The organism is Lamprobacter modestohalophilus (assembly GCF_016583905.1).
Lineage (GTDB): Bacteria > Pseudomonadota > Gammaproteobacteria > Chromatiales > Chromatiaceae > Lamprobacter > Lamprobacter modestohalophilus.
Map to the genome: position 1 here is coordinate 324017 of NZ_NRRY01000003.1, position 24618 is coordinate 348634.

22 protein-coding genes and 1 tRNA gene are annotated in these 24618 nt (G+C 61.6%); 12 read left to right on the plus strand and 11 right to left on the minus strand.

The features are described 5' to 3' along the window. Positions 1-59: 59 nt before the first annotated feature. Together CKO42_RS03675 and CKO42_RS03680 are read right to left on the minus strand one after the other, a co-directional pair. A complete protein-coding gene (locus tag CKO42_RS03675; protein WP_200238997.1) occupies positions 60-1415 on the minus strand; it encodes a sigma-54-dependent transcriptional regulator in 1356 nt (451 codons plus the stop codon). A 20-nt stretch (positions 1416-1435) separates the two neighbouring features. Further along, positions 1436-3049, minus strand: a complete 1614-nt coding sequence (locus tag CKO42_RS03680) for a sensor histidine kinase (protein WP_200239000.1) — start codon at positions 3047-3049, stop codon at positions 1436-1438. 161 nt (positions 3050-3210) lie between these two features. Here CKO42_RS03680 and sucC point away from each other — a divergent pair, with 161 nt between their 5' ends. The 3 genes from sucC to CKO42_RS03695 all read left to right on the plus strand — a co-directional run bounded on the left by sucC (position 3211) and on the right by CKO42_RS03695 (position 5908). Continuing rightward, positions 3211-4464 (plus strand): ADP-forming succinate--CoA ligase subunit beta, encoded by a 1254-nt coding sequence (sucC, locus tag CKO42_RS03685; RefSeq protein WP_200239003.1) that lies wholly within the window; start codon positions 3211-3213, stop codon positions 4462-4464. Next, positions 4461-5357 carry a succinate--CoA ligase subunit alpha gene (gene sucD / locus CKO42_RS03690; RefSeq protein WP_200239006.1) on the plus strand — a complete coding sequence of 299 codons (897 nt, stop codon included), beginning with the start codon at positions 4461-4463 and terminating at the stop codon, positions 5355-5357. Before sucC ends, sucD begins: the two co-directional genes overlap by 4 nt. A gap of 212 nt (positions 5358-5569) precedes the next feature. Further along, positions 5570-5908, plus strand: a complete 339-nt coding sequence (locus CKO42_RS03695; RefSeq protein ID WP_200239009.1) for a P-II family nitrogen regulator — start codon at positions 5570-5572, stop codon at positions 5906-5908. A 181-nt stretch (positions 5909-6089) separates the two neighbouring features. Here the strand turns inward: CKO42_RS03695 and CKO42_RS03700 are convergent, their stop codons facing one another. Continuing rightward, positions 6090-6911 carry an outer membrane protein assembly factor BamD gene (locus CKO42_RS03700; protein WP_200239012.1) on the minus strand — a complete coding sequence of 274 codons (822 nt, stop codon included), beginning with the start codon at positions 6909-6911 and terminating at the stop codon, positions 6090-6092. 149 nt (positions 6912-7060) lie between these two features. On the opposite strand from CKO42_RS03700, the gene rluD reads away from it, so the two are divergent. From rluD to gshA, 4 genes are all read left to right on the plus strand, one after another. Then, on the plus strand, positions 7061-8026 hold the full coding sequence (rluD, locus tag CKO42_RS03705; RefSeq protein WP_200239459.1) for a 23S rRNA pseudouridine(1911/1915/1917) synthase RluD: 966 nt from the start codon (positions 7061-7063) through the stop codon (positions 8024-8026). Next, positions 8023-8757 carry a peptidoglycan editing factor PgeF gene (gene pgeF, locus CKO42_RS03710; protein WP_200239015.1) on the plus strand — a complete coding sequence of 245 codons (735 nt, stop codon included), beginning with the start codon at positions 8023-8025 and terminating at the stop codon, positions 8755-8757. The genes rluD and pgeF overlap by 4 nt, the downstream gene beginning before the upstream one ends. Before the next feature lie 375 nt (positions 8758-9132). Continuing rightward, positions 9133-11220, plus strand: a complete 2088-nt coding sequence (locus CKO42_RS03715; protein WP_200239018.1) for a carboxy terminal-processing peptidase — start codon at positions 9133-9135, stop codon at positions 11218-11220. 8 nt (positions 11221-11228) lie between these two features. Continuing rightward, positions 11229-12938: a glutamate--cysteine ligase gene (gene gshA / locus CKO42_RS03720; protein WP_200239021.1), complete on the plus strand. Its 1710-nt coding sequence runs from the start codon at positions 11229-11231 to the stop codon at positions 12936-12938. On the opposite strand, the gene CKO42_RS03725 is transcribed toward gshA, so the two are convergent. The 3 genes from CKO42_RS03725 to CKO42_RS03735 all read right to left on the minus strand — a co-directional run bounded on the left by CKO42_RS03725 (position 12935) and on the right by CKO42_RS03735 (position 14430). After that, positions 12935-13786: an SDR family oxidoreductase gene (locus CKO42_RS03725; protein ID WP_200239024.1), complete on the minus strand. Its 852-nt coding sequence runs from the start codon at positions 13784-13786 to the stop codon at positions 12935-12937. The genes gshA and CKO42_RS03725 overlap by 4 nt on opposite strands. Before the next feature lie 34 nt (positions 13787-13820). Continuing rightward, positions 13821-14108 carry a hypothetical protein gene (locus CKO42_RS03730; protein ID WP_200239027.1) on the minus strand — a complete coding sequence of 96 codons (288 nt, stop codon included), beginning with the start codon at positions 14106-14108 and terminating at the stop codon, positions 13821-13823. 160 nt (positions 14109-14268) lie between these two features. Further along, the gene (locus tag CKO42_RS03735) at positions 14269-14430 is read right to left on the minus strand and encodes a hypothetical protein (protein WP_200239030.1); all 162 of its coding nucleotides are present in this window, start codon (positions 14428-14430) and stop codon (positions 14269-14271) included. A gap of 95 nt (positions 14431-14525) precedes the next feature. Here CKO42_RS03735 and CKO42_RS03740 point away from each other — a divergent pair, with 95 nt between their 5' ends. Both CKO42_RS03740 and CKO42_RS03745 read left to right on the plus strand, forming a co-directional pair. Continuing rightward, entirely contained in the window at positions 14526-15173 is a 648-nt protein-coding gene (locus tag CKO42_RS03740; RefSeq protein ID WP_200239032.1) for a nicotinate-nucleotide--dimethylbenzimidazole phosphoribosyltransferase, read from the plus strand. 110 nt (positions 15174-15283) lie between these two features. Beyond that, on the plus strand, positions 15284-17695 hold the full coding sequence (locus tag CKO42_RS03745; RefSeq protein ID WP_200239035.1) for a Tex family protein: 2412 nt from the start codon (positions 15284-15286) through the stop codon (positions 17693-17695). 261 nt (positions 17696-17956) lie between these two features. Here the strand turns inward: CKO42_RS03745 and CKO42_RS03750 are convergent, their stop codons facing one another. Next, a complete protein-coding gene (locus tag CKO42_RS03750; protein ID WP_200239037.1) occupies positions 17957-18142 on the minus strand; it encodes a hypothetical protein in 186 nt (61 codons plus the stop codon). Between the two features lie 154 nt (positions 18143-18296). Beyond that, entirely contained in the window at positions 18297-18986 is a 690-nt protein-coding gene (locus tag CKO42_RS03755; protein ID WP_200239041.1) for a Bax inhibitor-1/YccA family protein, read from the minus strand. A gap of 356 nt (positions 18987-19342) precedes the next feature. On the opposite strand from CKO42_RS03755, the gene CKO42_RS03760 reads away from it, so the two are divergent. Further along, a tRNA-Ser gene (locus CKO42_RS03760) sits at positions 19343-19432 on the plus strand. 2 nt (positions 19433-19434) lie between these two features. Here the strand turns inward: CKO42_RS03760 and CKO42_RS03765 are convergent. From CKO42_RS03765 to CKO42_RS03775, 3 genes are read right to left on the minus strand one after another with little or no spacing between them, the layout of a single operon-like run. After that, complete coding sequence (locus CKO42_RS03765; protein ID WP_242479084.1) at positions 19435-19845, minus strand: tyrosine-type recombinase/integrase; 411 nt, start codon at positions 19843-19845, stop codon at positions 19435-19437. Next, positions 19839-20345: a hypothetical protein gene (locus tag CKO42_RS03770; protein WP_200239044.1), complete on the minus strand. Its 507-nt coding sequence runs from the start codon at positions 20343-20345 to the stop codon at positions 19839-19841. The genes CKO42_RS03765 and CKO42_RS03770 overlap by 7 nt, the downstream gene beginning before the upstream one ends. An 11-nt stretch (positions 20346-20356) precedes the next feature. Then, positions 20357-20500 (minus strand): hypothetical protein, encoded by a 144-nt coding sequence (locus CKO42_RS03775; protein ID WP_200239047.1) that lies wholly within the window; start codon positions 20498-20500, stop codon positions 20357-20359. 1056 nt (positions 20501-21556) lie between these two features. Here CKO42_RS03775 and CKO42_RS03780 point away from each other — a divergent pair. Together CKO42_RS03780 and CKO42_RS03785 are read left to right on the plus strand one after the other, a co-directional pair. Then, positions 21557-22696, plus strand: coding sequence for a hypothetical protein (locus CKO42_RS03780; protein ID WP_200239050.1), 1140 nt, complete (start codon positions 21557-21559; stop codon positions 22694-22696). A gap of 19 nt (positions 22697-22715) precedes the next feature. Next, a complete protein-coding gene (locus CKO42_RS03785) occupies positions 22716-24461 on the plus strand; it encodes a sialidase family protein (RefSeq protein ID WP_200239053.1) in 1746 nt (581 codons plus the stop codon). Positions 24462-24618: the final 157 nt, after the last annotated feature.

Below are 24618 nucleotides of genomic sequence, written 5' to 3' on the forward strand. Positions count from 1 at the left end.
TTCTTAGGAGGCTTGTTTCAGGGGCAACGACTCAGGAGAGCCGATTCAGGAGAGCCGATTCAGGAGAGCCCCAGCTTGCTCAGCCGATAGCGGAGCGAGCGCGTCGTCATGCCCAATTGCTTGGCTGCCGCGGTGCGATTCCAGTGCGTCGCGTCCAACGCCTCGAGGATCGCGCGACGCTCGATCTCGTCGAGCTGATCGCCGAGCGGCTGCCGATCGATCTCCTCAGCCTGCACCGGCTTGGCTCGCGCCGGGAGCGGGCGATTCGCCGGCAGATACAGATCCTCGGGGCCGAGCTCGACGTCGTCGGTCAGCGCGGTCGCGCGCTCGAGCAGATTTTGCAGCTCCCGCACGTTGCCTGGGAACGGATGTGCCGCCAGTCTGCACAGGGCGGCGTCGCTCAGATACCTTTTTGGAGTTCCGCTGGCCTCGGCGATCTGACCGAGGATGTGATCGGCCAGCGGCGGTATATCCTCCGGGCGGCTGCGCAGCGCTGGCATCAGCAACTCGATGACATCGATGCGGTAATAGAGATCGCGGCGAAAGTTGCCGCGCTCGACCTCGTCATCGAGGTTGCGGTGGCTGGCGCTGATGATGCGTACGTCGACCTCGACCTCGGTCTCGCTGCCGACGGGACGGACGCTCTTCTGTTGGATCGCGCGCAGCAGCTTGACCTGCATCGGCAGCGGCAGATCGGCGATCTCGTCGAGGAATAGGGTGCCGCCCTGCGTGGCCTGGAACAGCCCGGCCTTGTCGCAGACGGCGCCGGTAAAACTGCCTTTGCGATGCCCGAACAGCTCGCTCTCCATTAGATCGGCAGGAATGGCGCCACAGTTGACCGGCACGAAGGGATGCTCACGCCGCGGGCCTTGGAGATGGATCAGTCTTGCCGCGAGCTCCTTGCCGGTGCCGCTCTCGCCGGTGATGAAGACTGGTGCCTGATTACGCGCCAGCTTTGCGATCAGCGCCCGTGTCTCGCGAATCGGGAGGGAGTCTCCGATCAGCGCTTGGCTCGGTTGTTCAGGTGTCGCCGACGAGGATGGCGGCGCGCTCAGCTTCAGGGCGGCCCCGATCAGGTTACGCAAGACCTGGAGATCGACCGGCTTGGAGACGAAGTCGAAGGCGCCGGCCTTCATCGCCGCGACGGCCGAATCCATGCTGCCGTAGGCGGTGAGCATGGCCACCGGCAAGTTCGGGTACTGTTTGGCGATCAGTCGCACCAGGTCGATGCCATTGCCGTCCGGTAGGCGCATGTCGGTCAGACAGAGGTCGAAGGTTTCCTGTTCCAGGTGGTGGTAGGCCTCGGCGAGGGTTTGCGCGCGCTGGGTGCCGACACCCATGCGCGCGCAGGTGATGGTCACCAGCTCGAGGATGTCTGGCTCGTCGTCGACGATGAGGAGATGCGCCTTGCTCATGACACTCGCCAATGGGCCGATCAGCCCTCGAAAATCAGGCTGAAGCAGCTGCCGCCTTGCGGGCCATCACTATACTCCAGCCGCGCCCCAATGGCTTCGGCAAGCGCCTGCGCCGCGTAGAGCCCGAGGCCGGTGCCGCTGGCCGCGGTGGTAAAGAATGGCTCGAAGATGGTCTCGCGCTGATCAGCGCGAATCCCGGGTCCGCGGTCGCAGAGGCGCATCTCGACGGTCTTGGCGTCTGGGTCTTGCTCGAGCGTCCAGTGCATGCGGCAGCGTCCCTGCCGGTCTTTGCCGTGTGTGCGTGCGTTGTCACAGAGATTGTTAAAGATCTGGCGCAAATGGCGCGGATCGGACTCGACCCAGCAGGCCGGCTTGGGCAGCCCTAAGGACAACTCTTGGGGTGTGAGCTGGTGTTGGTCGCGGTATTCGTCACAGGCCTCTTCTAGCCAGCGGTCGAGTGCGATGCGGCTGAGCTCGGCGCGATGCCGATGAGACAGCTCGAGCACGCTGTTGACGATCTCATCCAGGCGGCTGGCGTTGCGGCGGATGATGTCGAGCAACTTCTGATCTTCCGCTCCCAGCTGCGGCGATTCAGCAAGCAGCTGGCTGGCATGCGTCACCGCCGAGAGTGGGTTGCGAATGTTGTGGGCGATGCTTGCCGAGAGCCGCCCGAGTGATGCCAGATTGACCTCTTGGGCCTGCCGCAACAACTCTTGTTCATCGTGAAGATAGATGAGGGCGCCATGGGGTCGGTTGACGCCAAGGAGCTGCAGTGCCGGCCGCAGGTCGCGTTGGTTCAGGCGCAGGCTGAGCCCGTATCCCGGCCCACCGGCGAGGCTGCGCGCGAACCAGTCGAACAGCGCCGGTGCGACCTGCTTGAGTTCAACTCCACGCTGCGCGCGAGGATCATTCAGCAGCCGCTGCGCGGCGGCGTTGAGGAGTCGGATGCGGCGCTCGCCGTCGATCACCAGGACCCCCGTGCTGAGTTGCTGAATGACGTATTCATTGAGCTTGGAGAGGTCGGCGATATCGAGCTGGCGCAGTGCGGCAAGCCGCTCGGTGGCATGCAAGCGTTGTGAGAGCAGATGCGCGAGTGCGGCGACCGAGAAGTAGACCAGCCCGAGCAGTCCTGCCTCCAGATAGCTGCCGTGAACGCTGTCCTGGTAGAGGTCGGCGTAAAACTGTTGGCTGATTACCCCCAGTGAGGCGAGTGCGGCGAACAGCAGAGACTGCCGACCTTCGAGCAGGATGGCGCCCCAGATGACAGCCACGACTGGTAACAGCCCGAAGCCGGCCGCGATACCGCCGCTGAGATGAATCAGCAGGATAGAGAAGCCGATGTCGAGATAGACGGCCAACTGAACCTGCTGATCGCGCCTTGGCCAGCCGGCGAGCATCATGGGCCCACTGAGCAGGATCAGAGCGGTCTGTATCAGCAGGAGTCGGCGGGCGTGCCAGGGATCAGCGACCTGTGGCAGCCAGCTCGCGGTATCGGCGAACGAGAGCACCAAAAGCAAGACCAGAACCAGCAGCAGCCGCGATAAGAACAGCCAGGGCAGGCTGTCGCGCCCATCGAAACTGGGCCGTTGTGCCGGACCCTGGCGGGTCAGTATTCGGGTGAAGCGAGGGTGCATGGGTCGCTCTTCTACAGCATCGTGCTCGGGTCCGTGGGACGCGGCACTTGGTCGTTGCTCGCGAATCCCGCAGAATACGCGATCATCCCGCATAGCAGCGCGAGCCACGAGCGGCTGCGCTGTGAGCCTGCGGGCAACGCCCACAGTTCGATTGAGTGCCGATGAACCTGCACGAGTATCAAGCCAAACAGCTGTTCACCCAATTTGGTATCCCGGTCCCGGTGTCGTGCGTTGCCGAGACGCTGGATGAGGCGCGCGCGGGGGCGACCTCCGTTGGCCTGCCGGTGATGCTCAAGGCCCAGGTGCACGCGGGTGGCCGCGGCAAGGCCGGCGGCGTGCGCCGCTGCGCATCGGACGCTGAGCTTGAGAGCGCGGCCCGGGAGCTGCTGGGCAAGCGGTTGGTGACGGCACAGACAACGCCCACGGGGCTACCGGTGTCGCGACTGCTGCTGGAGGCGCCAGTTGAGGTCGACCGCGAGCTCTATCTGGCGCTGTTGGTGGATCGTGCTGCCGAGCGTGTCGTGATCATGGCCTCGGCGGCTGGCGGTATGGACATCGAACAGGTCGCGGCCAGTCATCCTGATGCGCTGCTGGTCTCGCGCATCGAGCCTGTGCTTGGGCTGCGGCCCTGGCAGAGTCGGCAGATCGGGCTGCACTTCGGCCTAACGTCCGATCAGCAGCGCGCCTTCGATAAGCTCTTGGGCGGCCTTTACCAGCTGTTCACGGAATGCGATGCGAGCCTGGTCGAGATCAACCCGCTGGTGCTCACCAGCGACGGCGATCTGATCGCGCTTGATGCGAAGATCGAACTCGATGACAACGCGTTGTATCGGCACCCGCGGCTGGCTGCGCTGCATGACCCCAGCCAGGAAGACGCCCGTGAGGTCGCGGCCCGCGCCGAGGGGCTGAATTATATCAGTCTCGATGGCGACATTGGCTGTATGGTCAATGGCGCCGGGCTGGCCATGGCGACCATGGATCTGATCGCCTTGCATAGTGGCGCACCGGCCAACTTTCTCGACGTCGGCGGCGGCGCGACCGCGGAGCGGGTTGCTCGCGCCTTCCAGTTGGTGCTCAGTGATGAGAAGGTCGCCGCCGTGCTGGTGAACATCTTTGGTGGCATCGTGCGCTGTGATCTGATCGCCGAGGGTATCCTCGCCGCGGTGAAGGAGGTTGGGGTGACGGTGCCGGTGGTGGTTCGACTGGAGGGTACCAACGCCGAGTTCGGCCTGCAGCGGCTGGCACAGAGCGGGCTCGCGATCGAGACCGCGGCGACGCTGACGGATGCTGCGAACAAGGTCGTCGCCGCGGCGGCCGCGACGCGAGCCGGGCTCCAGGCCGAGGTGGCGGCCCATCAGCCAGCGCATGTGATGGCGAGTGCCGGAGAACAGTCAAGTGCCGGAGAACAATCATGAGTGTGCTGGTCGATGCATCGACGCGGGTCATCTGCCAGGGCTTCACCGGTCGCCAAGGCAGCTTTCACAGCGAGCAGGCCATGGCCTATGGCACCCGCATGGTCGGCGGCGTCACGCCGGGGAAGGGCGGTCAGCAGCATCTCGGGCTGCCGGTGTTTGACACCGTGCACGCGGCGGTTCGCGAGACCGGCGCCGAGGCGACGATGATCTATGTGCCAGCGGCCTATGCCGCCGATGCGATCCTTGAGGCGGCCGATGCGGGTATCCATGTCATCGTCTGCATCACCGAGGGCATCCCGGTACTGGACATGCTCAAGGTGAAGGCCGCCCTGGCGCGCAGTGCGTCGGTGCTGATCGGGCCGAACTGCCCGGGCGTCATCACCCCCGGTGCCTGCAAGATCGGCATCATGCCGGGCGCCATCCACACGCCAGGGCGGGTTGGTATCGTCTCGCGTTCCGGTACGCTCACCTATGAGGCGGTTGAGCAAACCTCTGCCGAGGGTCTCGGCCAGAGCACCTGCGTCGGCATCGGCGGCGATCCGATCCACGGTCTCGACTTCATCGACTGCTTGGCGCTGTTCGAGGATGATCCTGACACCGATGCGGTGCTGATGGTGGGCGAGATCGGTGGCGATGCCGAAGAGGCTGCTGCGGCCTTCGTGCAGCAGCGGATGACAAAGCCCGTTGTTGCTTACATTGCTGGCGTGACGGCGCCGCCTGGTAAGCGGATGGGGCACGCTGGTGCGATCGTCAGCGGTGGCGGTGGCACTGCTGAGGCCAAATACGCGGCGTTGCAGGCGGCGGGTGTGTTCATCGTGCGCTCGCCTGCGCTGCTTGGGCGCAGTGTCGCCGAGCAGCTCGCGGACCCAGTGCGTCGCTCACCCGGACGATGAGGCACTTGTTGCCTCGTGAGGCGCCCCTCGCATCCAGTGACAAGTCGACTTGACGAGTTGACTTGCAGATCGCCTTGCAGATCGACAGATCGTCGCTATCGATGCAGGTTCTTGTCATGCCTGGAGAACCCTGCGTGCATCGGGATGGTCAATCCCCGGACAGGCTCTTATACTCACCCGCAACCCAGCCAAGAGGTTGAAAGGAGATTCGCATGAAGAAGGTCGAAGCCATCATCAAGCCGTTTAAGCTCGACGACGTCCGCGAGGCGCTGTCGCAGGCCGGTATCTCCGGCATGACCGCGATCGAAGTCAAGGGTTTTGGCCGCCAAAAGGGGCACACCGAGCTCTATCGGGGCGCCGAGTACGTGGTCGATTTCTTACCCAAGGTCAAGGTCGAGCTAGTGGTGGCCGACGACCAGCTCGACGTCTGCGTCGAAGCCATCACCAAGGCCGCCCGCACCGGCAAGATCGGCGATGGCAAGATCTTTGTGAGCCCGGTCGATCGCGTTGTGCGCATCCGCACCGGTGAGGAGAACGAAGCCGCGATTTAACCTGAATCTCACGCGATTCATGTTCCGGGGTGGCGCTGCGCCATGAGCGTTAAGCCGTTGCTTGACCTGGGAGGATGCGTCGCCGGCTTGGGCGTGCTCTCGCCGCGAGACGTCTAAACCTATCTGCGAGCTAGTTGCGAGCAGCGGTTGCCGGCCCTTGGGCCGGCCGCTCAATACCGGATCAGTTTTCGTCTAGGCTTAGATAATCCCAGACCCGCCGTGCAAGACTCACCTCGCCGGGCTCTGGGTCGTCGTTGATAAATCGACCCGCCTCTCGGTTCATCACCAGCACACGGCGAGCGTCCGTGGCCAGATCTTCCTTACCCAGTCTCTGATAGCCTTGGGCCATCAGCTCCAGCGCATCCTCGACAGCGGTCGTCCGCTGGAACCGCTCGACGACGTATTGAGCGCGGGCAACCGCCGCGACATAGGCGCCGCGCTCCATGTAATAGCGCGCGACATGGAGCTCGCCCTCAGCCAGATTGTTACGTAGGTGTAACATGCGCTGGCGTGCATCTGCGGCATATTTGCTGTCTGGATAGAGACGCACCAGTTCGGCGAAGTCGTTGAAGGCGTCCAGTGCCGAGCCGGGGTCGCGCTGAGCGGTATCGATTGGCACAAACCGGTCAAGGAAGCCGATGCTTCGGTTGTAGTTGACGATGCCCTTGAGGTAGTAGGCGTAATCGACAAAGGGATTTTGCGGGTAGAGCTTGATGAAGCGGTCCGCAGCGGCGATCGCTTGCTCCGGCTCGTCGCCCTTGTAATAGGCATAGGCGATATCGAGCTGGCCTTGCATCGCGTAGCGGCCAAACGGGTAGCGCGCCTCGAGCTTCTTGTAGAGCTCGATGGCGCGTTTGTAGTTGGCGGCGTCCAGCTCGCGCGCCGCCTTGTTATAGAGCTCGTTCGCCGACCAGCCCTCGGTCTCGTCGAATTCCTTGCCGAGGATGCCGCAGCCGCTCAGTAGGGCAACGGCAATGAGGGTTATCACTAGGGTTCGGATCATGTGGATGCCTGCCGATAATCGCCGAGAACGCCGTCGGCGTCACAATCTCGCCAGTATACTGAATCGCCGTGACTGTCACAGAACCCGCCCAAGCCATTCATCCGCGCGTGCCTGATCCGCTTGGGTCTGCTCGGTTGCAGCAGGCCCGGCTGGAGGAAGCCGAGACACAGCACCTGCGGTTGCAGCCCGAGCATGCCGGGCGGCGGCTTGATCAGGTGCTCGCTGAGCTGTTACCGGCGTTCTCGCGTAGTCGCCTGCAGGCCTGGATCGAGCAAGGACGGGTGCTGCTTGACGGGCATAGATCGCGGCCGAAGGATCGTGTGCGCGGGGCCGAGCAGGTGCTGGTGCAGCCATTGCTCGAGCGCGTTGGTGATTGTCTGCCGCAGGCGATCCCGCTGCAAATCGAGTTTGAAGATGAGCACCTGATCGTGGTCAACAAGCCGGCGGGCCTGGTCGTGCATCCGGCGGCGGGTCATCCGGATGGTACGCTGCAGAATGCGCTCTTGCACCATGCTCCGGGTCTCGCTGAGCTGCCTCGTTGCGGTATTGTTCACCGACTCGACAAAGACACGACCGGGCTGATGGTTGTTGCTCGCAGCCTGCTCGCACATCGCTCTCTGGTCGATCAGCTTAAGGCGCGCAGCGTGAAACGCGATTATCGGGCCTTGGTGGTCGGTGCGCCCAGCGTCAGTGGTCGTGTCGATGCCCCGATCGGGCGCCATCCGACGAGACGCACGGCGATGGCGGTGGTGGCCAGTGGTCGGCCAGCGGTGAGCGACTACCGTGTGTTGGTGCGTTATCGTCGGCACAGCTTGGTCGCAGTGCAGCTACAGACCGGGCGCACGCATCAGATTCGGGTGCACATGGCGCATCTGGGCTTTCCGTTAGTGGGTGATCCTGTTTACGGAGGGCGGTCGCGCGCAGCCGCGGAGGCCGTTCGTCCCGAGTTGGCCTCCGCCCTAGGCGCTTTTCCACGCCAGGCCTTACATGCCATCGGGCTTGGCCTGATCCATCCGGCCAGCGGTCAGCCGATGCACTGGCAGATACCAATGGCGGCGGATATCGCCGCGCTCTGCGCGCTTTTACAACAGGATATGGATGGCGAAGCCCGATGACGCTGTTTTTCACGCCCGACTGGACAGCGCCTGCTAAGGTGCAGGCGATTAGCACGACGCGCCAAGGCGGCGTTAGCCTGGGTGCCTATGCCAGTCTGAATCTCGCCGAGCATGTCGGCGATGATCCGGTTGCGGTTCAGTGCAACCGGGCGCTGCTCTGCGAACAGGCGAGGGTGCAGGTCGAGCCCACCTGGCTGAACCAGGTTCATGGCTGCGCTGTCTATGAGCACGGGGCGAGGGTGCAGGCGGGGCGCGATGCCGATGCCTCGGTTGCCTTCGGACCGGGCGCGGTCTGCGCGGTGATGACGGCAGACTGCTTGCCGGTCTTGCTCTGTGATGAGGCCGGTACGGTGGTCGCAGCGGCCCATGCGGGCTGGCGCGGGCTCGCTGCTGGTGTGATTGAGGCGACGGTGCAGCGGATGGGTCGCCCGGCTGCCCGGTTACAAGCCTGGCTCGGACCCGCCATCGGGCCGGACTACTTTGAGGTTGGCGACGAGGTGCGGGCTCGCTTTTGCGAGATTGATCCCGATGCCGCAGCCGCCTTTCGCGCGACGCGGAAGGGCCACTGGCTCGCCGACCTGCCGATGCTCGCCAGGCTAAGGCTCGAGCGACTGGGTGTTACAGCGATCAGCGGTGGCAGCGACTGCACATATGCCGACCGCGAGCGGTTCTTCTCGTACCGTCGCGATGGTGTTTGCGGACGCATGGCGAGCCTGATATGGCTGCGGTAGGGATGCCGTCTGCAGCGGCTCGGTGGATCTGCTTGTCGCCTCTGTTCGGGATTGCAGCCAGGGCCAGAGCCGAGGCAGGTAAGCCTGTCCAACATCTGTTTGATTGATCTCGGCACGCCCTGCCGCTACTCTGTTTTCAATTCGATCATCGTACTCGATAAGCGCTAGATCATGAGCATAAGACGCGTTCACATCGCCGTAACCATAGAGGGCTTGATAGGGGGCTTGATCCAGGCCTGCCGGGATCGTCGTCCACTCAGCGGGCAGCCATCGCTTCGTCTTACGCAGTGGCGACGCGCTATGGACGCGAGCACGCTAGCGGTTGCGCGCGCTGCCTCGAAGCCAAGAGGCCATGTCCCTTGGTGGCGTCCCGCGATGAGCCTGAGTGTTGCGCTCTTGATCGCGCTGGTCGCCTTTGGCGCTAGCGCCAAGACCCAAGAGGTCGGCCTCGCCGAGCTGTTCCCGGATGAGCGCCAAGCCCGCACCATGGTTGTCATCAACAAGGTACTGGAGCGGTTCCACTATCGTGACTTCCAGCTCAGCGACGCCTTTGCTGCTGATGTCATCGACAACTACTTCACCGATCTCGACCCTGGGCGGCTGTTCTTTCTGGAGCGCGACGTGGAGCGCTTTGGTCGTACCGCGGGTCGCCTCGATGACGACCTCGCCAAGGGCAAGATCGACACGGCATTCGACATCTTTCGCGTCTACCGCATGCGGGTCGACTCGCGCATCGACTATGCGCTCGGGTTGCTGCAACAGCCGTTCGATTTCACCCGTAAGGAAAGCTATCTGTTCAAGCGTGATGAGGCGGAATGGGCCACAAGCGAGGCTGAGCTGAACGAGATCTGGCGCAAGCGGGTGAAGAACGACTACCTGCTACTGAAGCTGGCCGAGAAGACGGACGACGAGATCCGTGAGCAGCTCCGCGAGCGCTACACCGGCATCACCCGGCGTATCCATCAGTTCACGCCGGATGATGTCTATCAGGCCTTCGTCAACGCCTACACGCGCACGCTCGAGCCGCACACCAGCTACATGTCGCCGAGCACCTCGGAGAACTTCGACATCAGCATGCGCCTCTCACTCGAAGGCATCGGCGCCGTGCTGCGGGCCGACAACGAGTACACCGTGATCCAGCGGACGATTCCGGGCGGCCCGGCACGCCAATCTGGCCAAGTCCAGACCGGAGATCGGATCATCGGCGTTGGCCAGGGGCTCGATGGCGAGATGGTCGACGTGGTGGGCTGGCGGCTCCAGGATGTCGTGGACAAGATCCGCGGCCCTAAAGGCTCGGTCGTTCGGCTGCAGACGCTGCCTAAGTCAGAGGCCTCCGGCGGCCGCATGCGTGAAGTCTCGCTGGTGCGTAATGAGATCAAGCTCGAAGATCAGGCCGCGCAATATTTCGTCATCGATGAGCTGGGCAATGCGCCCTCGTTGCGCGTTGGCGTCATCGAGGTGCCGGCCTTCTATCGCGACTTTCGAGCCGAGTCGGCGGGACAGCGGGATTTCCGCAGCACGACCCGCGACGTTCGCGCACTGATCAAGGATTTGAAGGCAGATGGCGTCAATGGACTGATCATCGACCTGCGCGGCAACGGCGGTGGCTCGCTGACGGAAGCCTTGGAGCTGACCGGTCTGTTCATCGAGGAAGGGCCTGTGGTGCAGGTGAAGGACTCGTTCGGCAAGGTCGAAGTCGAGGTTGATCCTGACCCAGCGATCGTCTACACCGGCCCACTCGCGGTGCTGGTCGATCGCAACAGTGCCTCGGCTTCTGAGATCTTCGCTGGGGCCATTCAAGACTATGGTCGAGGCATCATCATTGGAGAGCCGACCTTCGGCAAGGGTACAGTGCAAACCCTGATCGATCTTGATCGCTATGTGCCTGGTGATGATACCCAGCTTGGCCGTTTACGCCTGACGATGGCCGAGTTCTATCGCATTAGCGGGGGTAGCACACAGCTCAAAGGCGTTGAGCCCGACATCCGCTTCGAGCTTGGCCTGCAGGGCGTCGATCATGGCGAGCGCTCACTCGACAACGCACTACCCTGGGGGCAGATTCGGCCGGCGCGGTTCGAAGCTAAGACCGTGTTCGACCTCGACACCCTGAAACAGCGTTCGGCGCAGCGCATCATCAAAGACGATGGCTTCGGAATGCTGTTTGATCAGGCGCGCATCTTGAGTGAGATCGAGGCCCAGGATGAGGTCTCATTGAGTGCGAGCGAGCGGCGCGCCGAGTCCGATCGGCGTGATCAGGTTTTGAAGGAAAAGAAGGCCGGTTTCCTTCGCGCGCGTGGCATCGAGCCGGTTGACGAAGACGCCGATGAAGTGGATGAGGAAGCGCTCGAGAAGCAGCAAGAGGTGATCGATCGTATCCTGACCCAGGAGGCGGCGCGCATCTTGGCCGATATGATCGTTCTGCGAGGCGCTGATGAGCGGCCGCGTGCGGCGATGCGAGACTGAACGCCTTGATGTCAAAACAACGTTTGACTGCCGAGCTGCCGGCTCGGCGGCTAAAGATGGTGTCCGATCCTGCGATCCGTCCGCTGATCACTCAGGGGCTGGTCGGATTGGAGAAAGAGACCCTGCGCGTCACCCCCGACGGGCGTGTGTCGCTATCGCCGCATCCGCCAGCGTTGGGCTCGGCCTTGACCCATCCGCATATCACCACCGACTTTTCCGAGGCCCTGCTCGAACTGGTGACCCCGGCGTTGTCCGATCCGCGGGCCGTGCTCGACTTCCTGCGCGATCTGCATCTCTTCGTCTACCAGCATATCGGCGATGAGCGGCTGTGGGCTGGGAGCATGCCTTGCGTGATCGGCGGCGGCACGGATATCCCGCTCGCCGAATACGGCACCTCCAATGCTGCGCAGATGAAGACCGCCTATCGGCGAGGTCTGGGCAACCGCTATGGCCGGGTGATGCAGATCATCGCCGGAGTGCACTTCAACTTTTCGCTGCCCGAGGCCTTCTGGGACTGCGTCCATTCGGAATTTGCGGCTGACCGAAGCGCTGATCAAACCACGGTGCTCGGCACCCGCGACACGGCCTACATGGGCATGGTGCGCAACCTACAGCGCTTAGGCTGGGTGGTGCCTTATCTGTTCGGCGCTTCGCCTGCGGTCTGCAAGAGCTTTGTCCAGGATGCGAATGCCGATCTCGATGCGTTCGACGACAAGACCCTCTTCTACCCCTTCGCAACCTCGTTGCGCATGGGCGATATTGGTTACCAAAACCGGCAGGAGGAAGGCACCGGGCTCAAAGCCAACTACGACAGCCTCGATGCCTATACGCGCAGCCTCACCTGGGCGATCCGAACCCCTTGTCCGCACTACGAGCCGCTCGGGGTCAAGGTCAACGGGCGTTGGGAGCAGCTGAACGATCATGTGCTGCAGATCGAGAATGAGTACTACAGTACTGTCCGTCCGAAGCAGCTGACCGACTGGATGGAGTTTCCGACTCTGGCGCTGCGGCGGCGGGGCATTCGGTATGTCGAGCTGCGCTCAGTCGACGTTAACCTATTCGAGCCACTCGGTATCGAGCTTGAGCAGATGCGGTTCCTGTCATTGTTTATGCTCTACTGCCTGTTGATGCCGAGCCCAACGATCTCGCCGCGTGAGCGGCGTTGGATCGACGCCAACGAGGTGCTGGCAGCGCACCGCGGACGCGAGCCGGGCCTGATGCTGCAGCGTGCGGACGGCCAGATCGCGCTGCGTGATTGGGGCCAGCAGGTGCTGAGCGCGATGGAGCCCTTGGCGGCGCTGATGGATGGCCAGGCTGGGGATCAGGATGGGAACCAGGTTGGGGGCGAGGTGAGTGCCGCGCTCAAGGCGCAACAGTTCAAGATGGCCGAGCCGGAGGCGACGCCATCGGCGCGTGTGCTCGCTGAGATGCGGGCCAGCGGCGAGGGTTTTGCTGAGTTTGCGCGCCGCTTGACCGAGCGTCATCGCGACGACTTCCGGCGACTCGAGCTGGACCCGGCTCGGGCGGCACTGTTTCAGAGGATGGCGGTCGAATCACTTGATCGGCAGGCGCAGATCGAGGCCGGTGACGATTGCGATTTCGATACCTTCCTGGCGCGCTATTTCGCCCAGACTGAGTCCCAGCCGGTGGCGCTGCGCTCGCCGCTGGCGGAAGCGCCCGCCGTCCAAACCGCGGCAACGAACAAGGAACCGGTCTAGCCGCGGCCGCCGCGTGAGGCCTGCCGCAGGACCCAGTCCATCGCGCGGCTTGGCAGCAAGCGGCGCAGCGTGCCCAGCAGATGGGTGGGAAAGGTCACGTAATAGCGCGGTTTCGGGCGCGGGCTCTCGAGGGCATGCAACACCTTGCGCAGCACCGCCTCGGGCGGCAGGGTGAAAGGCTGCGCAGCGCCCTCCTTGCGCAACCGCTCTTCCATCAGCCGATAGGTCTCCCGGTGTGGGCTGTTGCTTGCATCGATATGGCGCTGGTAGGCACTAAAGGCGTTATCGCGAAAGCGGCTCAAGATCGGGCCTGGCTCAATCAGTACCACCTCGATGCCACTGCCGCGCAGTTCCAAGCGCAAGGTGTCGGTGAGCCCCTCGAGCGCAAACTTACTGGCGACATAGGCGCCGCGAAACGGCAGCGCCGCAAAGCCAAGCACCGAGCTGTTCTGCACGATGCGCCCCTGGCCTTGGGCCCGCATCAACGGGATCACGCGCCGGGTCAGGTCGTGCCAACCGAACAGATTGGTCTCGAACTGCGCCCGCAGTGCCTCGGGAGTCAGATCCTCGACCGCGCCGGGCTGACCATAGGCGCCGTTGTTGAACAGCGCATCAAGACGCTGATCGGTCAGTGCCAATGCCTCTTGCAGCCCGGTAGCGATGCTGTCGGGGTTGCTCAGGTCGAGCCGGACGGCGGTCAATCCCTCCTCGGTCCGCAGTCGTTCGACATCGGCCGGTTGACGGGCGGACGCGATCACCCGCCAGCCACGCCTCATCAGCCCCTTTGCACAGGAGAGGCCGATGCCACTCGAGCAGCCTGTGATGAGGATGCTGCGTTGATGATCCATGATTGCAGGCTCCGTCATGTTCGGAAAAGGGCGGCTACTGGTCTTTGCCGCTATGGCCCCAATGGCAGGCCGTATGCTGTGTCTGATAGCGCTGCTGATGGCGTACGATATCGCGTGCGATATCGCGTGTCATATCGCGTGCTACATGGTATGCCAGATTGTCGGGTAAGGTCTGCTTGGCGTTCCCGCTGCCATTGTCCGCCGGTGCGGTTGCGGTGCCGCAGCCCCCGGCCTCGCAACCCGGCTCGCGACCGGTGGGACCAATGGGCTGGCGGCTGTGCTGGCCGCCAAGCCGTAGACTGTTCTTGCGAGCGCTGGTCATTAGGATCGCTTGTGTCTCATTGGGGGAGCCTTGGCGGCGATCAATGGCTGACCAACCATGGTGGCTGACGCCGGTCGGCCGCAATGGCTCTCGGTGCCTGCAGCACCTGATCCGGCGCTTGTAGTGCTGGCGCGAGCGGGGCGCGGCCAGCTGCTCACGATCACTGCCGATCATGGTGTCGCGCGGTTGCCGCCTCGCGTCGGATCTGGCGGCTCAGCCAGACCGGTTGGCGCTGGCGCAGCGATTCGGCTCGGCCTGGCTCAGCAAAAAGAGCGCGTTGCTCGCGCTGATCGCCGAACGACAGCAGCCGAGCAATGGCCATGGGCCGGCAACTCGTCATCTCCCGGATTCAGCGCGAATGACGATCTTGAGAGGACTGCCGGACGCGAGCCGCGAGCCGGGGGTCGAGATGATTGGGTGAGCGAGGTGATGATCGATCTCGGGCGCCACGATCCCGCTGCGGCTGATCCTTCGATTCAGCGTTTCGATCTCGGGCCTGGTACGGCCGATGGTCGCCTCGATGCGGCGATGGATGGCCATCAGTTGGACTTGGCGCTGAGTGCTGGGCGCCATGCCGTTGAGCGCGCCAAGCTCGATGGCTTGGCTTTGATCTGGGCTCAGGGGCAGGGGATCGGTGCGGCAACGACCAACCAGGCTTGGCGGCAACTCCTGATGCCTGCTACCACGGCCTGTGCTTGCGATAGCCAGCAGTGCCGTGGAGATGCGTTCTTCATGCCGGATGCACTTGAGCTGGCGCCGTTAGCGCAGCCTGAGGTAGCCCAGACGCAGTGCCGTTGGTGCGAAGATGCGGACGAGGATGCCTGTCGTCTTATCAGACGTCATGCCCGCACGCTGGCTGATCCCTACGCAGCACTGCGCTGCCTAGGCGGTTTTGAGCATGCAGCGCTGGTTGGATCGGCGCTCGCGGCGGCTCAGCTCGGGCTGGCATGGCGGGCGTTGGGCGCGAGCGCCTGTATCGCGCTGCTGCTGGCGCTGCGACTGAATCCGTCGGTACGGCCTTGGCTGCATCCTGCCTCCGCAGTGGCTGCCAGTGGCTGGACGTGACCATCGCAGTTGTGCGCCTTGACGTCCGGATCTGCCCCGACGTCTGGATCTGCGGCTTTTGTCTACAATACCCAGCCTAGTTGGTATCAATGGAGACCTGACACAGATTCATGGGCGCGATTATTCCCGTTATCTCGCAAGAGCTCGGCTGCCATCCACGGCAGGTCCAGGCGGCTGTCGATCTGCTCGATGATGGCGCCACGGTGCCTTTCATCGCGCGTTATCGGAAGGAGGCCACTGGCGGACTCGACGATATTCAGTTGCGCCACTTGGCGCAGCGTTTGGTCTATCTGCGCGAACTCGAGGAACGCCGCGCGGCTGTGCTCGCCAGCATCGACGAGCAGGGCAAGCTGAGCGATGAACTGCGCGCTGATCTCGAGGCCGCTGAGACCAAGCAGCGACTCGAGGATCTGTATCTGCCGTTCAAGCCGAAGCGCCGGACCAAGGCGCAGATCGCGCGCGAGGCTGGCCTGGAGCCGCTGGCGGATGCGCTGCTCGCGGACCGGACGCAAGTCCCAGAACAGCAGGCTGCCGCCTATGTCGATGTTGGCAAGGGGGTTGCTGATGTCAGCGCAGCGCTTGAAGGTGCGCGCCAGATCCTGATGGAGCGCTTTGCTGAGGATGCTGAGCTGGCTGGTCAGTTGCGCGAGCGGCTGTGGGAGGTTGGCATCCTGGTGTCACGGGTGATTGCGGGCAAGGAGGCGGAGGGTGCTAAGTTCTCCGATTACTTCGACTACGCCGAGCCGATCGCCAAGGTGCCGTCGCATCGCGCGCTTGCGCTGTTTCGCGGCCGTAACCAAGGCATCTTGGCGCTGGAGCTGCTGGCCGGTGAGGGCGAGGACCCGGATGCGGCTTTCCGTGGTCGCATCGCTCAGTGCTTCGGTATTCGCGAGCAGGGTCTAGCAGGGGATACCTGGCTGATCGAGACGGTCCGCAAGACCTGGCGGATCAAGCTTATGACGCGTTTGGATCTGGACCTCAAGCATCGTCTGCTGGAGGCCGCCGAGACCGAGGCGATCCGCGTCTTCGCCAAGAATTTGAAGGCGTTGCTGCTGGCTGCACCCGCTGGCCGCTTACCGACCATCGGGCTCGATCCGGGGTTACGCACCGGCGTGAAGGTGGCGGTGGTGGATGCGACCGGACGCGTGGTCGATACCGCGACCCTGTATCCGCATGTGCCTAAGAATCAATGGGATGCATCGATTGCTGCGCTGGCGAAGCTAGCGGCTGCTCACGGTGTCAAGCTAATCAGTATCGGCAACGGCACCGCCTCGCGTGAGACCGATAAGCTGGCGCGGGAGCTGATCCGCCGCCATCCCGAGTTGGGTCTACAGTCGCTGGTGGTGAGCGAGGCGGGCGCCTCGGTCTATTCGGCGTCTGAGTATGCGTCGCGCGAGCTGCCGGAGCTGGATGTGTCGCTGCGCGGGGCGGTGTCGATTGCGCGCCGGCTGCAAGATCCGCTCGCCGAGCTGGTGAAGATCGAGCCGAAGGCGATCGGTGTCGGCCAGTATCAACACGATGTGAATCAGTCCGGGCTGGCACGTACCCTCGATGCTGTGGTTGAGGACTGCGTGAACGCGGTCGGAGTGGACCTGAACACGGCCTCGGCGCCCTTGTTGACGCAGGTCTCGGGTCTGACGCAAACGCTGGCCGAGAACGTCGTGCGCTTCCGCGAGGATCAGGGGGCCTTTCGCAGTCGTGCGCAGTTGAAGAAGGTACCGCGCCTGGGTGAGAAGACCTTCCAGCAATGCGCGGGCTTCTTGCGCATCAACGATGGCGATGAGCCGCTGGATGGTTCGGCGGTGCATCCGGAGGCCTATCCGGTGGTGCGGCGGATTCTCAAGGAGGTTGGGCGGGATATTCGGGCCTTGATCGGTGATCGCGCGACCTTGAGCGGGCTGCAGCCGGCGCGGTTTGCCGATGAGCGTTTTGGCGAGCCGACGGTGCGCGACATCATCGCCGAATTGGAGAAGCCGGGGCGTGATCCGCGGCCGGAGTTCAAGGCGGCGAGCTTCATGGAGGGGGTTGAGACGCTGTCTGATCTGCGGCCGGGGATGGTGCTGGAGGGCGCGGTGACCAATGTGACCAACTTCGGCGCCTTCGTCGATATTGGTGTGCATCAGGATGGGCTGGTGCATATCTCGCGCTTGGCGGATCGGTTTGTGAAGGACCCTTATGAGGTGGTGAGCACCGGGCAGTTGGTGAAGGTGAAGGTGCTGGATGTTGATCTGCCGCGCAAGCGGGTGTCGCTGAGTATGCGGTTGGATGATGTGCCTGAGGGTGAAGGCCAGGGCGGTGCTGGACGTGCTGGTGCCAGTTCTGGAGTCGGTGCTGGGCGTTCGGGCGGTGGTCAGCGGGGTGCGGTCGAGGCTGGTCGACGCGGTGGTGGGGGTTCTGGCGCTGGTCCTGTTGGTGCTGGCGGTTCGGGGCGGTCTGGCTCAAAGTCGAAGTCTGGCAGCGAGGAGTCGGCGTTGGCTGATGGTGCGATGGCGGAGGCCTTTGCTAAGGCTCGACGGAGGTGACTAGCGGCTGGTGACTGGTGACAGAGTGCTGGGGTGCAGCAGTGCCTGGTTTTGGCTCGTCGCTCGTGCCGGCATCGGGTAGCGCCCGTCGGGGGACGCCGTGAATCCGTCCTTGGAGGCTCGACGATCGCCGTCCGGGCGATCGACGCCCCCGCCGGTCGCCACCCGATACCGACACCTCTGGCCTTGTCGTTGTCGGTTTTGTCCATGAACCTGTGTTTGGCTTTGCAGTTTTAATGCGGGCGTTACCGCTGCCGGGCTTCAGCGCACGAGCATGATCAGCACGATGACGAGGCCGACCACGGCGGCGAGCGGTAGGATGGCGGCTTGCCAGTCGCCCTTCTCGGCCTTGGGTCCGTTCTCTTGCCAGGCCTTGTAGGCCGGCCAGAGGAAGAACAGCATCATGATCATGACGCCGGCGGCAGCGATCTTGAGGAAGAGTTCCATGGGGGCCTCCGTTACCTTGGAGCGAGCGTTTCGTCGTTCGGGTGTGGCGACGCGCGCTCGTGTTTGTGAGCGCCTTGCCAACAAAAACCCCGGCCGGAGCCGGGGTCGTGTTAGCCAGACTGGCTACCAGTGATCAGATTGACGCCATCGTGATTCAGTCATCGCCCATGATGCCCAGGATCTGGAGCAGGCTGATGAAGATGTTGAAGATGGCGAGGTAAATGCCGTAGGTCGCCATGATGTAGTTGGTCTCGGCACCGCTCTTGATTCGGCTGGTATCAAAGAGGATGAAACCGCTCATGAGCAGGATGATCGCCGCTGACACGGCCAACGCCAGTGCTGGCATGTTGAGGAAGATGTTGGCGATCATGGCGACGACAGCGACCATCATGCCGGCGAACAGGAAGCCGCCGAGGAAGCTGAAATCACGCTTGCTGGTCAAGGCGTAGCCGGATAGGCCGAGAAAGATCACCGCGGTGCCGCCGAATGCGGTGGCGATAATGCTAGGACCGTTCGGCAGGGCCATGTACATGCTCAGGATCGATCCGAGCCCAAAGCCGAGCATGCCGGTAATCAGGAAGATGACGCCAACGCCGCTCGCTGATTGGGCGGCACGTGGCAGCACGAACATGCCAAGCAGCATGGCGCCGATCACCGAGACCAAGTAGACCCAGGACGGCATGGCGAGCGCCATCGACAGCATGGCGGTGAAGGCGCTGAAGCCGAGGGTTGCGGCGAGCAGCAGGTAGGTGTTCTTCAGGACCTTGTTGGTCTCGAGCACCGATCCGGCGCGCGCTGCCGGGACCTCTTGCTGTTTTGACAGGAAGGAATTGGGGTTAGCCATAGTGGTGATGTCTCCGTCTAGAACGAATACTCTGTACAGACTCGACGCTGTCAGATTGGATGGTTGAGTGATCGTAGCGCGATCCTTGAGACCTGTCGTCAGGCCCAAAGGTTTCTGACAGGATCACTTGGGATGCAAGCATACCGACAATGGGGTCATGCTTGCATCCTTGAGAGGCCGATAGCTGTGTACGTTGTGCGGTCTTTGCTGGCGGAAACAAGTGGCCTCGGTGGTTGGTCAACGCCGGATATCGAGGCCCTTGGCTGAAGCGAGTGTTTTCATCTATCGCACGACGGCCCGTTGTTGAGGTATCCTATGTCGCTAGCTTGATCGCATTCGCTCAGCAACCCTGTTCAGGAGAGGTGGCAGAGCGGTTGAATGCACCGGTCTTGAAAACCGGCGACGGTTAATCCCGTCCGTGGGTTCGAATCCCACCCTCTCCGCCAGATCAATGACTTACGCGATTTCTCCAGCGCCCTTCTTGTTCCCGAAATCGGCACTGTGCCATTGATGTGTCACAGATCACTCGATGGCCCGGAGCAGGAACCTTGGCCGCCGCATCTTGCAAATGGCTCTGCGCGAAGCGAGCGTATTTGAGGGCAATCGTGTAAATTGACCACCCACCAAGCTCCATGAGCTGCTGCAAGCTGGTTCCCGCCTGCAAGGGCCAGCTCAGCCATGTCTGTCGGAAGTTGTGCCAATGGAAGTTCTCGATCTTTGCCCTAGCGCAAGCATCCTGCATCGTCTTGCTGGCGATGGTGTCGAACGGTTTGCCGTGACGGGTGAAGACCCGGCCGTCGTGTTGCCCCTCGTGCCGCTTCAGCACCTTGATCGCGGTATCGGATAACGGGATCAGCAACGAGCTGTCCGCCTTGAACGCATCGGGTGGTATCCAGATCGTATGCTGATCGAAACTGACTCACTCCCAGTGCAGCCCGAACACTTTGCTTGTCGTAGCCCGGTCTGCAGCGCTAGCTCGGCTGGACCCTTCAGATGCACGTGTAGCCCCACGATCAACCGATCGGCTTGCTCGCGGGTAATCCAGCGAATGCGCCGATCTGGCTCCTTAGAATAGCTAAAGTGCGGTGGCGCGTCGATACACTTCAACTCGTTGGCCGCTTTGCGAAACAGCGTCCGCACGACGGTCAGGTAGCGGTTGCGCCTGGCGTTGGTGATACCAGGCAACGCCAGTACCCCCTCCTTGATCTCGTTGCTGGTGATCTCGGTCAGCAGTCGCCCGGTGAAGGTCGCGTTCAGCTTGCGCAACCGCTGCCGACCATCATCGGCGCTGCGCTTCTCCAGTTCCTTGATGTAGCGGATGACCGCATCATCCCATGCGTGCTTAGGCCGCTCGCCCAACTCGTTTGCCGTCAGAGTTGGGCTTTTAAGTGTGTCGTGGAGTTCTTGCGCTTGGCGTTTAACGGTCGTGTGAGCAGATCGGCGCACTCGCGCGGGCTCGAGAGCTTGATGTCGATCCAGTAAGTTTCCGAGCCGGGGCGCTGATAGATGGGCATGATTGTTCCTCTGGCGCCGGAGCATAGCGCGTGCGGACCCAAGCAACGACCTCTTCGCACACGAAACGCAGACCCTTGCCGATCTTCGTTATGGGCAGTCCATCGCGTAGTACCAGGCGGCGGATGTTATTGTTCCGCCAGCACTAATCCAGACTGCGGATGCCCTTGTTTTCAGTATCCGATGGCATCTTGGTGTCCGGATATCACGACTCGGGACAATATCCGTGCTTGTGCAGAGCAGTTCTGCGGCGCCTTCCGTGGTTACGATTTCCGGCGTCATTGGCCCGGCCCGCGCTTCTGCTGTTGGCGTTGACGACTGCTTCCAGATCAATGCGCAGCTCGGCTGGCTCATTCGGGTTGACTATCGGGAAGGAGGTGACCAGCAGGGGGGGGAAGGTGGTGCTCGCTGCCGCTTTCACTGCCGACCTAAGGAGCAGGCAAACATTGCGCTTGGTGGTTAGAACGACTCAACCATCAATGAATTGATCACTTGCGCGATAGATTCTCGGGTAGGTTACGTTAGGTTGAGGGTGTTATTTTCTTTGAAATCTTCTGACTCAGTGATCTACCTCGTAGCAACTTACTGAACAAGAATGGGAAACAGTGTGCAAGCAAGGTGAGTCAAGTGTTCGGCGAGCTACGGCTCAGCCCGTTTTCGGTGCCCATGCCTCGCATGTGTCTTCTTCGTAGGGCCCGGCCCGCCGAGCAAACGCAAGCTATCAGCATCATCGAATATTAGAGCTTGTTGATGCGATTGCCCAAGAACTGATTGCGGTTTATCGGCATGACAAGATCATTAGATTAAAGTATGTTTACCTGCATGGGTAAATTTTTCGGAGAAAATTTGACTCGGTTCAGGTATCTTGCTATCAATTATTTGAGGGCCCGTCTAGCAAAAAACTAGTAGGGCATCTCGAAAAATATGAAGTAAATCTGAAGCTTGAAGTTGATTTTTGAGTAAGAAATCGGTCTGTATCACGGTTCGTCGTGCGTTTAATTTCTCCAGCAGATCCTACGTCGCGGCGTACACCCACCAATTACATGGTATTAGCATCAATGAAAACTTCAAACTACTATATTAGTTCGCACATCCTGCGTGCCTTCGCTCTGGGCGGCCTTGCCGCTGTCGGCATCATCGCGCATCAAGCCGCCAGTGCCGATGCCATGCTGTTCCCTGTCATGACTCGGAGTCCATCGGTGACCACCATTGTTTCCGTGGTCAACAAGGATCCAGACGGGGTCGTCAACGTCAACTACTTTACTAAGCCGATCGACCTATCTTCACCCTGTATCGACGAGGGTGTAAAACAGGTCGCGGCTTCGGGCCGCGCCAATGATATGGTCAGCTTTGACGCCGGCGGAGTATTTCTGGCTGGCCAAGGCGGAGGGCCGCTGTTCAATGATCCAGAAAGGCTGGCGCCCTACGGAGCCGTTGATTTTAGTACGACCAGCACTGGCCCTGTTCGTGGTTTCCTGATCGTCGACGATGGTGATGATACGAGCGAGGGTGGCACTGGGGCTGATCTCTATGGCGAAGCAATCATGCTCGAGATGACTGGAGGGGCGGCCTTCGGCTACCGTGCGTTTAATCCGGCACAAGATTCTAACACTCCAGGGCCTATATTTGGCAACGGCGGTGGCTTTGGCTCGTTCTTAGGGGAGGTGCTTGACTTCGGTGCTGGAACGGGTAACGCGGGCGTCACCTTGATGCCGCCAAGCGAGTGGACGACGCGCTTCTTCGTTACGCCAATTGCAGATGGCACGGGCACGGCCGTCAGCCAGCGCGATTGTGAAACTTGCAGTGCCAGTATCTATCTCTCGCCAGATAAGGCCGGAACGCTCGCGGGGATGTACGATCGAGATACGGTGATGCGATCCGAGCCTTTCGCCCCTGCGCCGATACCAACCTCCGCCAGAAACATTGTCTGCACTGGAGCGGTCGACATGACCGAAATTCTCCCGCAGTCAATTGTCAACCAGATCTCGACGCAGGGAGGATGGGGATATGTGCAAATCCGCTCGGGAACGTCTGGGAACATCGAGAACTCGGCTACCGTACTGAAGTTAGAGTACAATCTCACGAGTAGCGGACAGACGTCTACCATCTCGCCGGATGGCGCTGTGAGTTTCACGGGTACGGTGAACAACGGCGTCTTTCTGCGCAACAGCGGTACACCAGGCACCAGCAGCTTCTAGAGTGGGAGTTCGATCCCTGATGATGTGGGCGGCGGGGTTTCTGTTCCCGCCGCTTCTCTTCGCCGATGCGACCGAGTGGCGCATCAATGAAGGTGGTTTCAATCCCGCGCTGACTCCGAGATTGGCCACAACCGCTGGCGGTCAGCCTTATGTCGCATACAGCGATCAGGAGGGCCGCTTATTGGTGGGTCAGCCCGATTTAAATTCCCGAGTACTCTCGGCACCCGGGCACTCCGCCGCTGGTGCGGTTTTGGAATCATTCGGTGATCGCGTCTATGCCGCATGGTTGGATGGCGGAACAGGTGAGCCTCCTGCAATCGTATTTCGCGCGCTCAGTCCGGGCAACGCTTGGTCAGACGCGCTCATCTTAGATTCTACGTCTCGACCACTGCCGCGGATACGACTGAGCGGGGACCAAAGCGGTCAAATCGCCGCCGTTTGGCTCGGCGATGCCCCAGAGACGGATGGTGTCGAACCTGAGGCAGAGAACACCGGCACACCCAATTATCACCTCTACGGTCGTCGCTCGAACGACGGTGGAAAGAGCTGGGGCGACGTCCAGCGCATAACCACCGGCTACGACAGCGGATTCTGGCCTGCGTTAACCATGGCAGGGGGGCGCGTTCATGCTTTTGCCGATGTTCGCCGGGGCAGTGAAACTCTTGTTGTCCATGCGCAGGGCGACGATAAACTTGGCTGGTCGGAAGCGGAATCCATCAAGAGCGTCGGCAGCGTCCTATTGATTGCCGCAACATCGGCGAAAAACGAGCCTCTAGCCGTTTGGTTTGGGTCAGAAGCAGGCAGTTACCGACTTGAGTCGGCGATGCGAAACGGTGATCGCTGGAAGACGTATGTCTTTCCAGGAAGCGATGCCTATGACATCGGTTCGATAGCCCTGGCGGCGCATGAAGGTTTCGTCTATCTAGCGTTTAGTGCCCGCAGCGCGCAGCAAACCGATCAGCCGCGAAAGAACCACATATTTTACACTCGCTCTTCCGACGGCGGACTCAGTTGGGAGCCGATTCAGCCTTTCCGCCGCTACCCCTTCCAGGTGACTCAGGACAACTTTCCTCAGATTGCGCTCGGAAAGGAGGGAAATGTCGTGATCGCTTGGAACGACTACCGTAACCTGCGTGGGGACCTCTTCTACAACATTTCGTTCGATCAGGGTGCGACCTGGCTCGACGAAGACGTGCCGCTGGATGAGCCCGGCGTGGCGGAAGACAGGCTTTTCCCGTTCGTGAGAAATTTCAGCGGCTCGAATGGAACTTTCTACCTACTTGCCTCGCGTTATCGAGACGACGGCCTGGCTGTGGCTGATCTCTATCTGCATGCCTTGTCGATCAAGCCGATCACGAGGCCCCTTGCAAGCTCAAAGCAGTTAGGCTCCTCCGCTCAGGAGAAAGATCTCAGAGCGCGTGTGTCACAGTTCTGGAAAGCTTTAGTGGAAGCGGACTACAAGAGCGCCTATGCGTTGTTTGATCCATACTTCCGCCTACGCATGCCCAAGCAAACCTACATAGCCCAGTCGGGTCGCGTCAAGCAGCTAGATTTCTCGATCAAGGACACCAAGATTGAAGGCAAAGTCGCCCGCGTGGCGATAGAATTTACCTATGAGATCCCGCCCTTGAAAATGTCACTCGGTGGTTCCTACGCTAAGCCGCCGACCATGACTCGGGTAGAAGAGACCTGGATCTACATCGATGGTGATTGGTTCAAGGAGTATCATAATGAAGTAGGTGATTTTGAATTCACTCGGTACTGACGCGAACCTGGCGTTAAATCTATACCCAGCCTAAATATCTGAGGCACAAAAAAGCCCGCAAGAGCGCGGGCTTAGATATCTTTTCGGCTATTTTTTTGTACGCTCAAATGGTGGAGGCGGCGTCCATTAATCCCTGTGCTTCAGAAGACTGATGTGT

Coding starts and splice junctions, on each gene's coding strand:
- CKO42_RS03675 (WP_200238997.1), bottom strand. CDS start 1,415: ATGAGCAAGGCGCATCTCCTCATCGTCGACGACGAGCCAGACATCCTC.
- CKO42_RS03680 (WP_200239000.1), bottom strand. CDS start 3,049: ATGCACCCTCGCTTCACCCGAATACTGACCCGCCAGGGTCCGGCACAA.
- sucC (WP_200239003.1), top strand. CDS start 3,211: ATGAACCTGCACGAGTATCAAGCCAAACAGCTGTTCACCCAATTTGGT.
- sucD (WP_200239006.1), top strand. CDS start 4,461: ATGAGTGTGCTGGTCGATGCATCGACGCGGGTCATCTGCCAGGGCTTC.
- CKO42_RS03695 (WP_200239009.1), top strand. CDS start 5,570: ATGAAGAAGGTCGAAGCCATCATCAAGCCGTTTAAGCTCGACGACGTC.
- CKO42_RS03700 (WP_200239012.1), bottom strand. CDS start 6,911: ATGATCCGAACCCTAGTGATAACCCTCATTGCCGTTGCCCTACTGAGC.
- pgeF (WP_200239015.1), top strand. CDS start 8,023: ATGACGCTGTTTTTCACGCCCGACTGGACAGCGCCTGCTAAGGTGCAG.
- CKO42_RS03715 (WP_200239018.1), top strand. CDS start 9,133: ATGAGCCTGAGTGTTGCGCTCTTGATCGCGCTGGTCGCCTTTGGCGCT.
- gshA (WP_200239021.1), top strand. CDS start 11,229: ATGTCAAAACAACGTTTGACTGCCGAGCTGCCGGCTCGGCGGCTAAAG.
- CKO42_RS03725 (WP_200239024.1), bottom strand. CDS start 13,786: ATGGATCATCAACGCAGCATCCTCATCACAGGCTGCTCGAGTGGCATC.
- CKO42_RS03730 (WP_200239027.1), bottom strand. CDS start 14,108: ATGACCAGCGCTCGCAAGAACAGTCTACGGCTTGGCGGCCAGCACAGC.
- CKO42_RS03735 (WP_200239030.1), bottom strand. CDS start 14,430: ATGGCCATTGCTCGGCTGCTGTCGTTCGGCGATCAGCGCGAGCAACGC.
- CKO42_RS03745 (WP_200239035.1), top strand. CDS start 15,284: ATGGGCGCGATTATTCCCGTTATCTCGCAAGAGCTCGGCTGCCATCCA.
- CKO42_RS03750 (WP_200239037.1), bottom strand. CDS start 18,142: ATGGAACTCTTCCTCAAGATCGCTGCCGCCGGCGTCATGATCATGATG.
- CKO42_RS03755 (WP_200239041.1), bottom strand. CDS start 18,986: ATGGCTAACCCCAATTCCTTCCTGTCAAAACAGCAAGAGGTCCCGGCA.
- CKO42_RS03775 (WP_200239047.1), bottom strand. CDS start 20,500: ATGCCCATCTATCAGCGCCCCGGCTCGGAAACTTACTGGATCGACATC.
- CKO42_RS03780 (WP_200239050.1), top strand. CDS start 21,557: ATGAAAACTTCAAACTACTATATTAGTTCGCACATCCTGCGTGCCTTC.
- CKO42_RS03785 (WP_200239053.1), top strand. CDS start 22,716: ATGATGTGGGCGGCGGGGTTTCTGTTCCCGCCGCTTCTCTTCGCCGAT.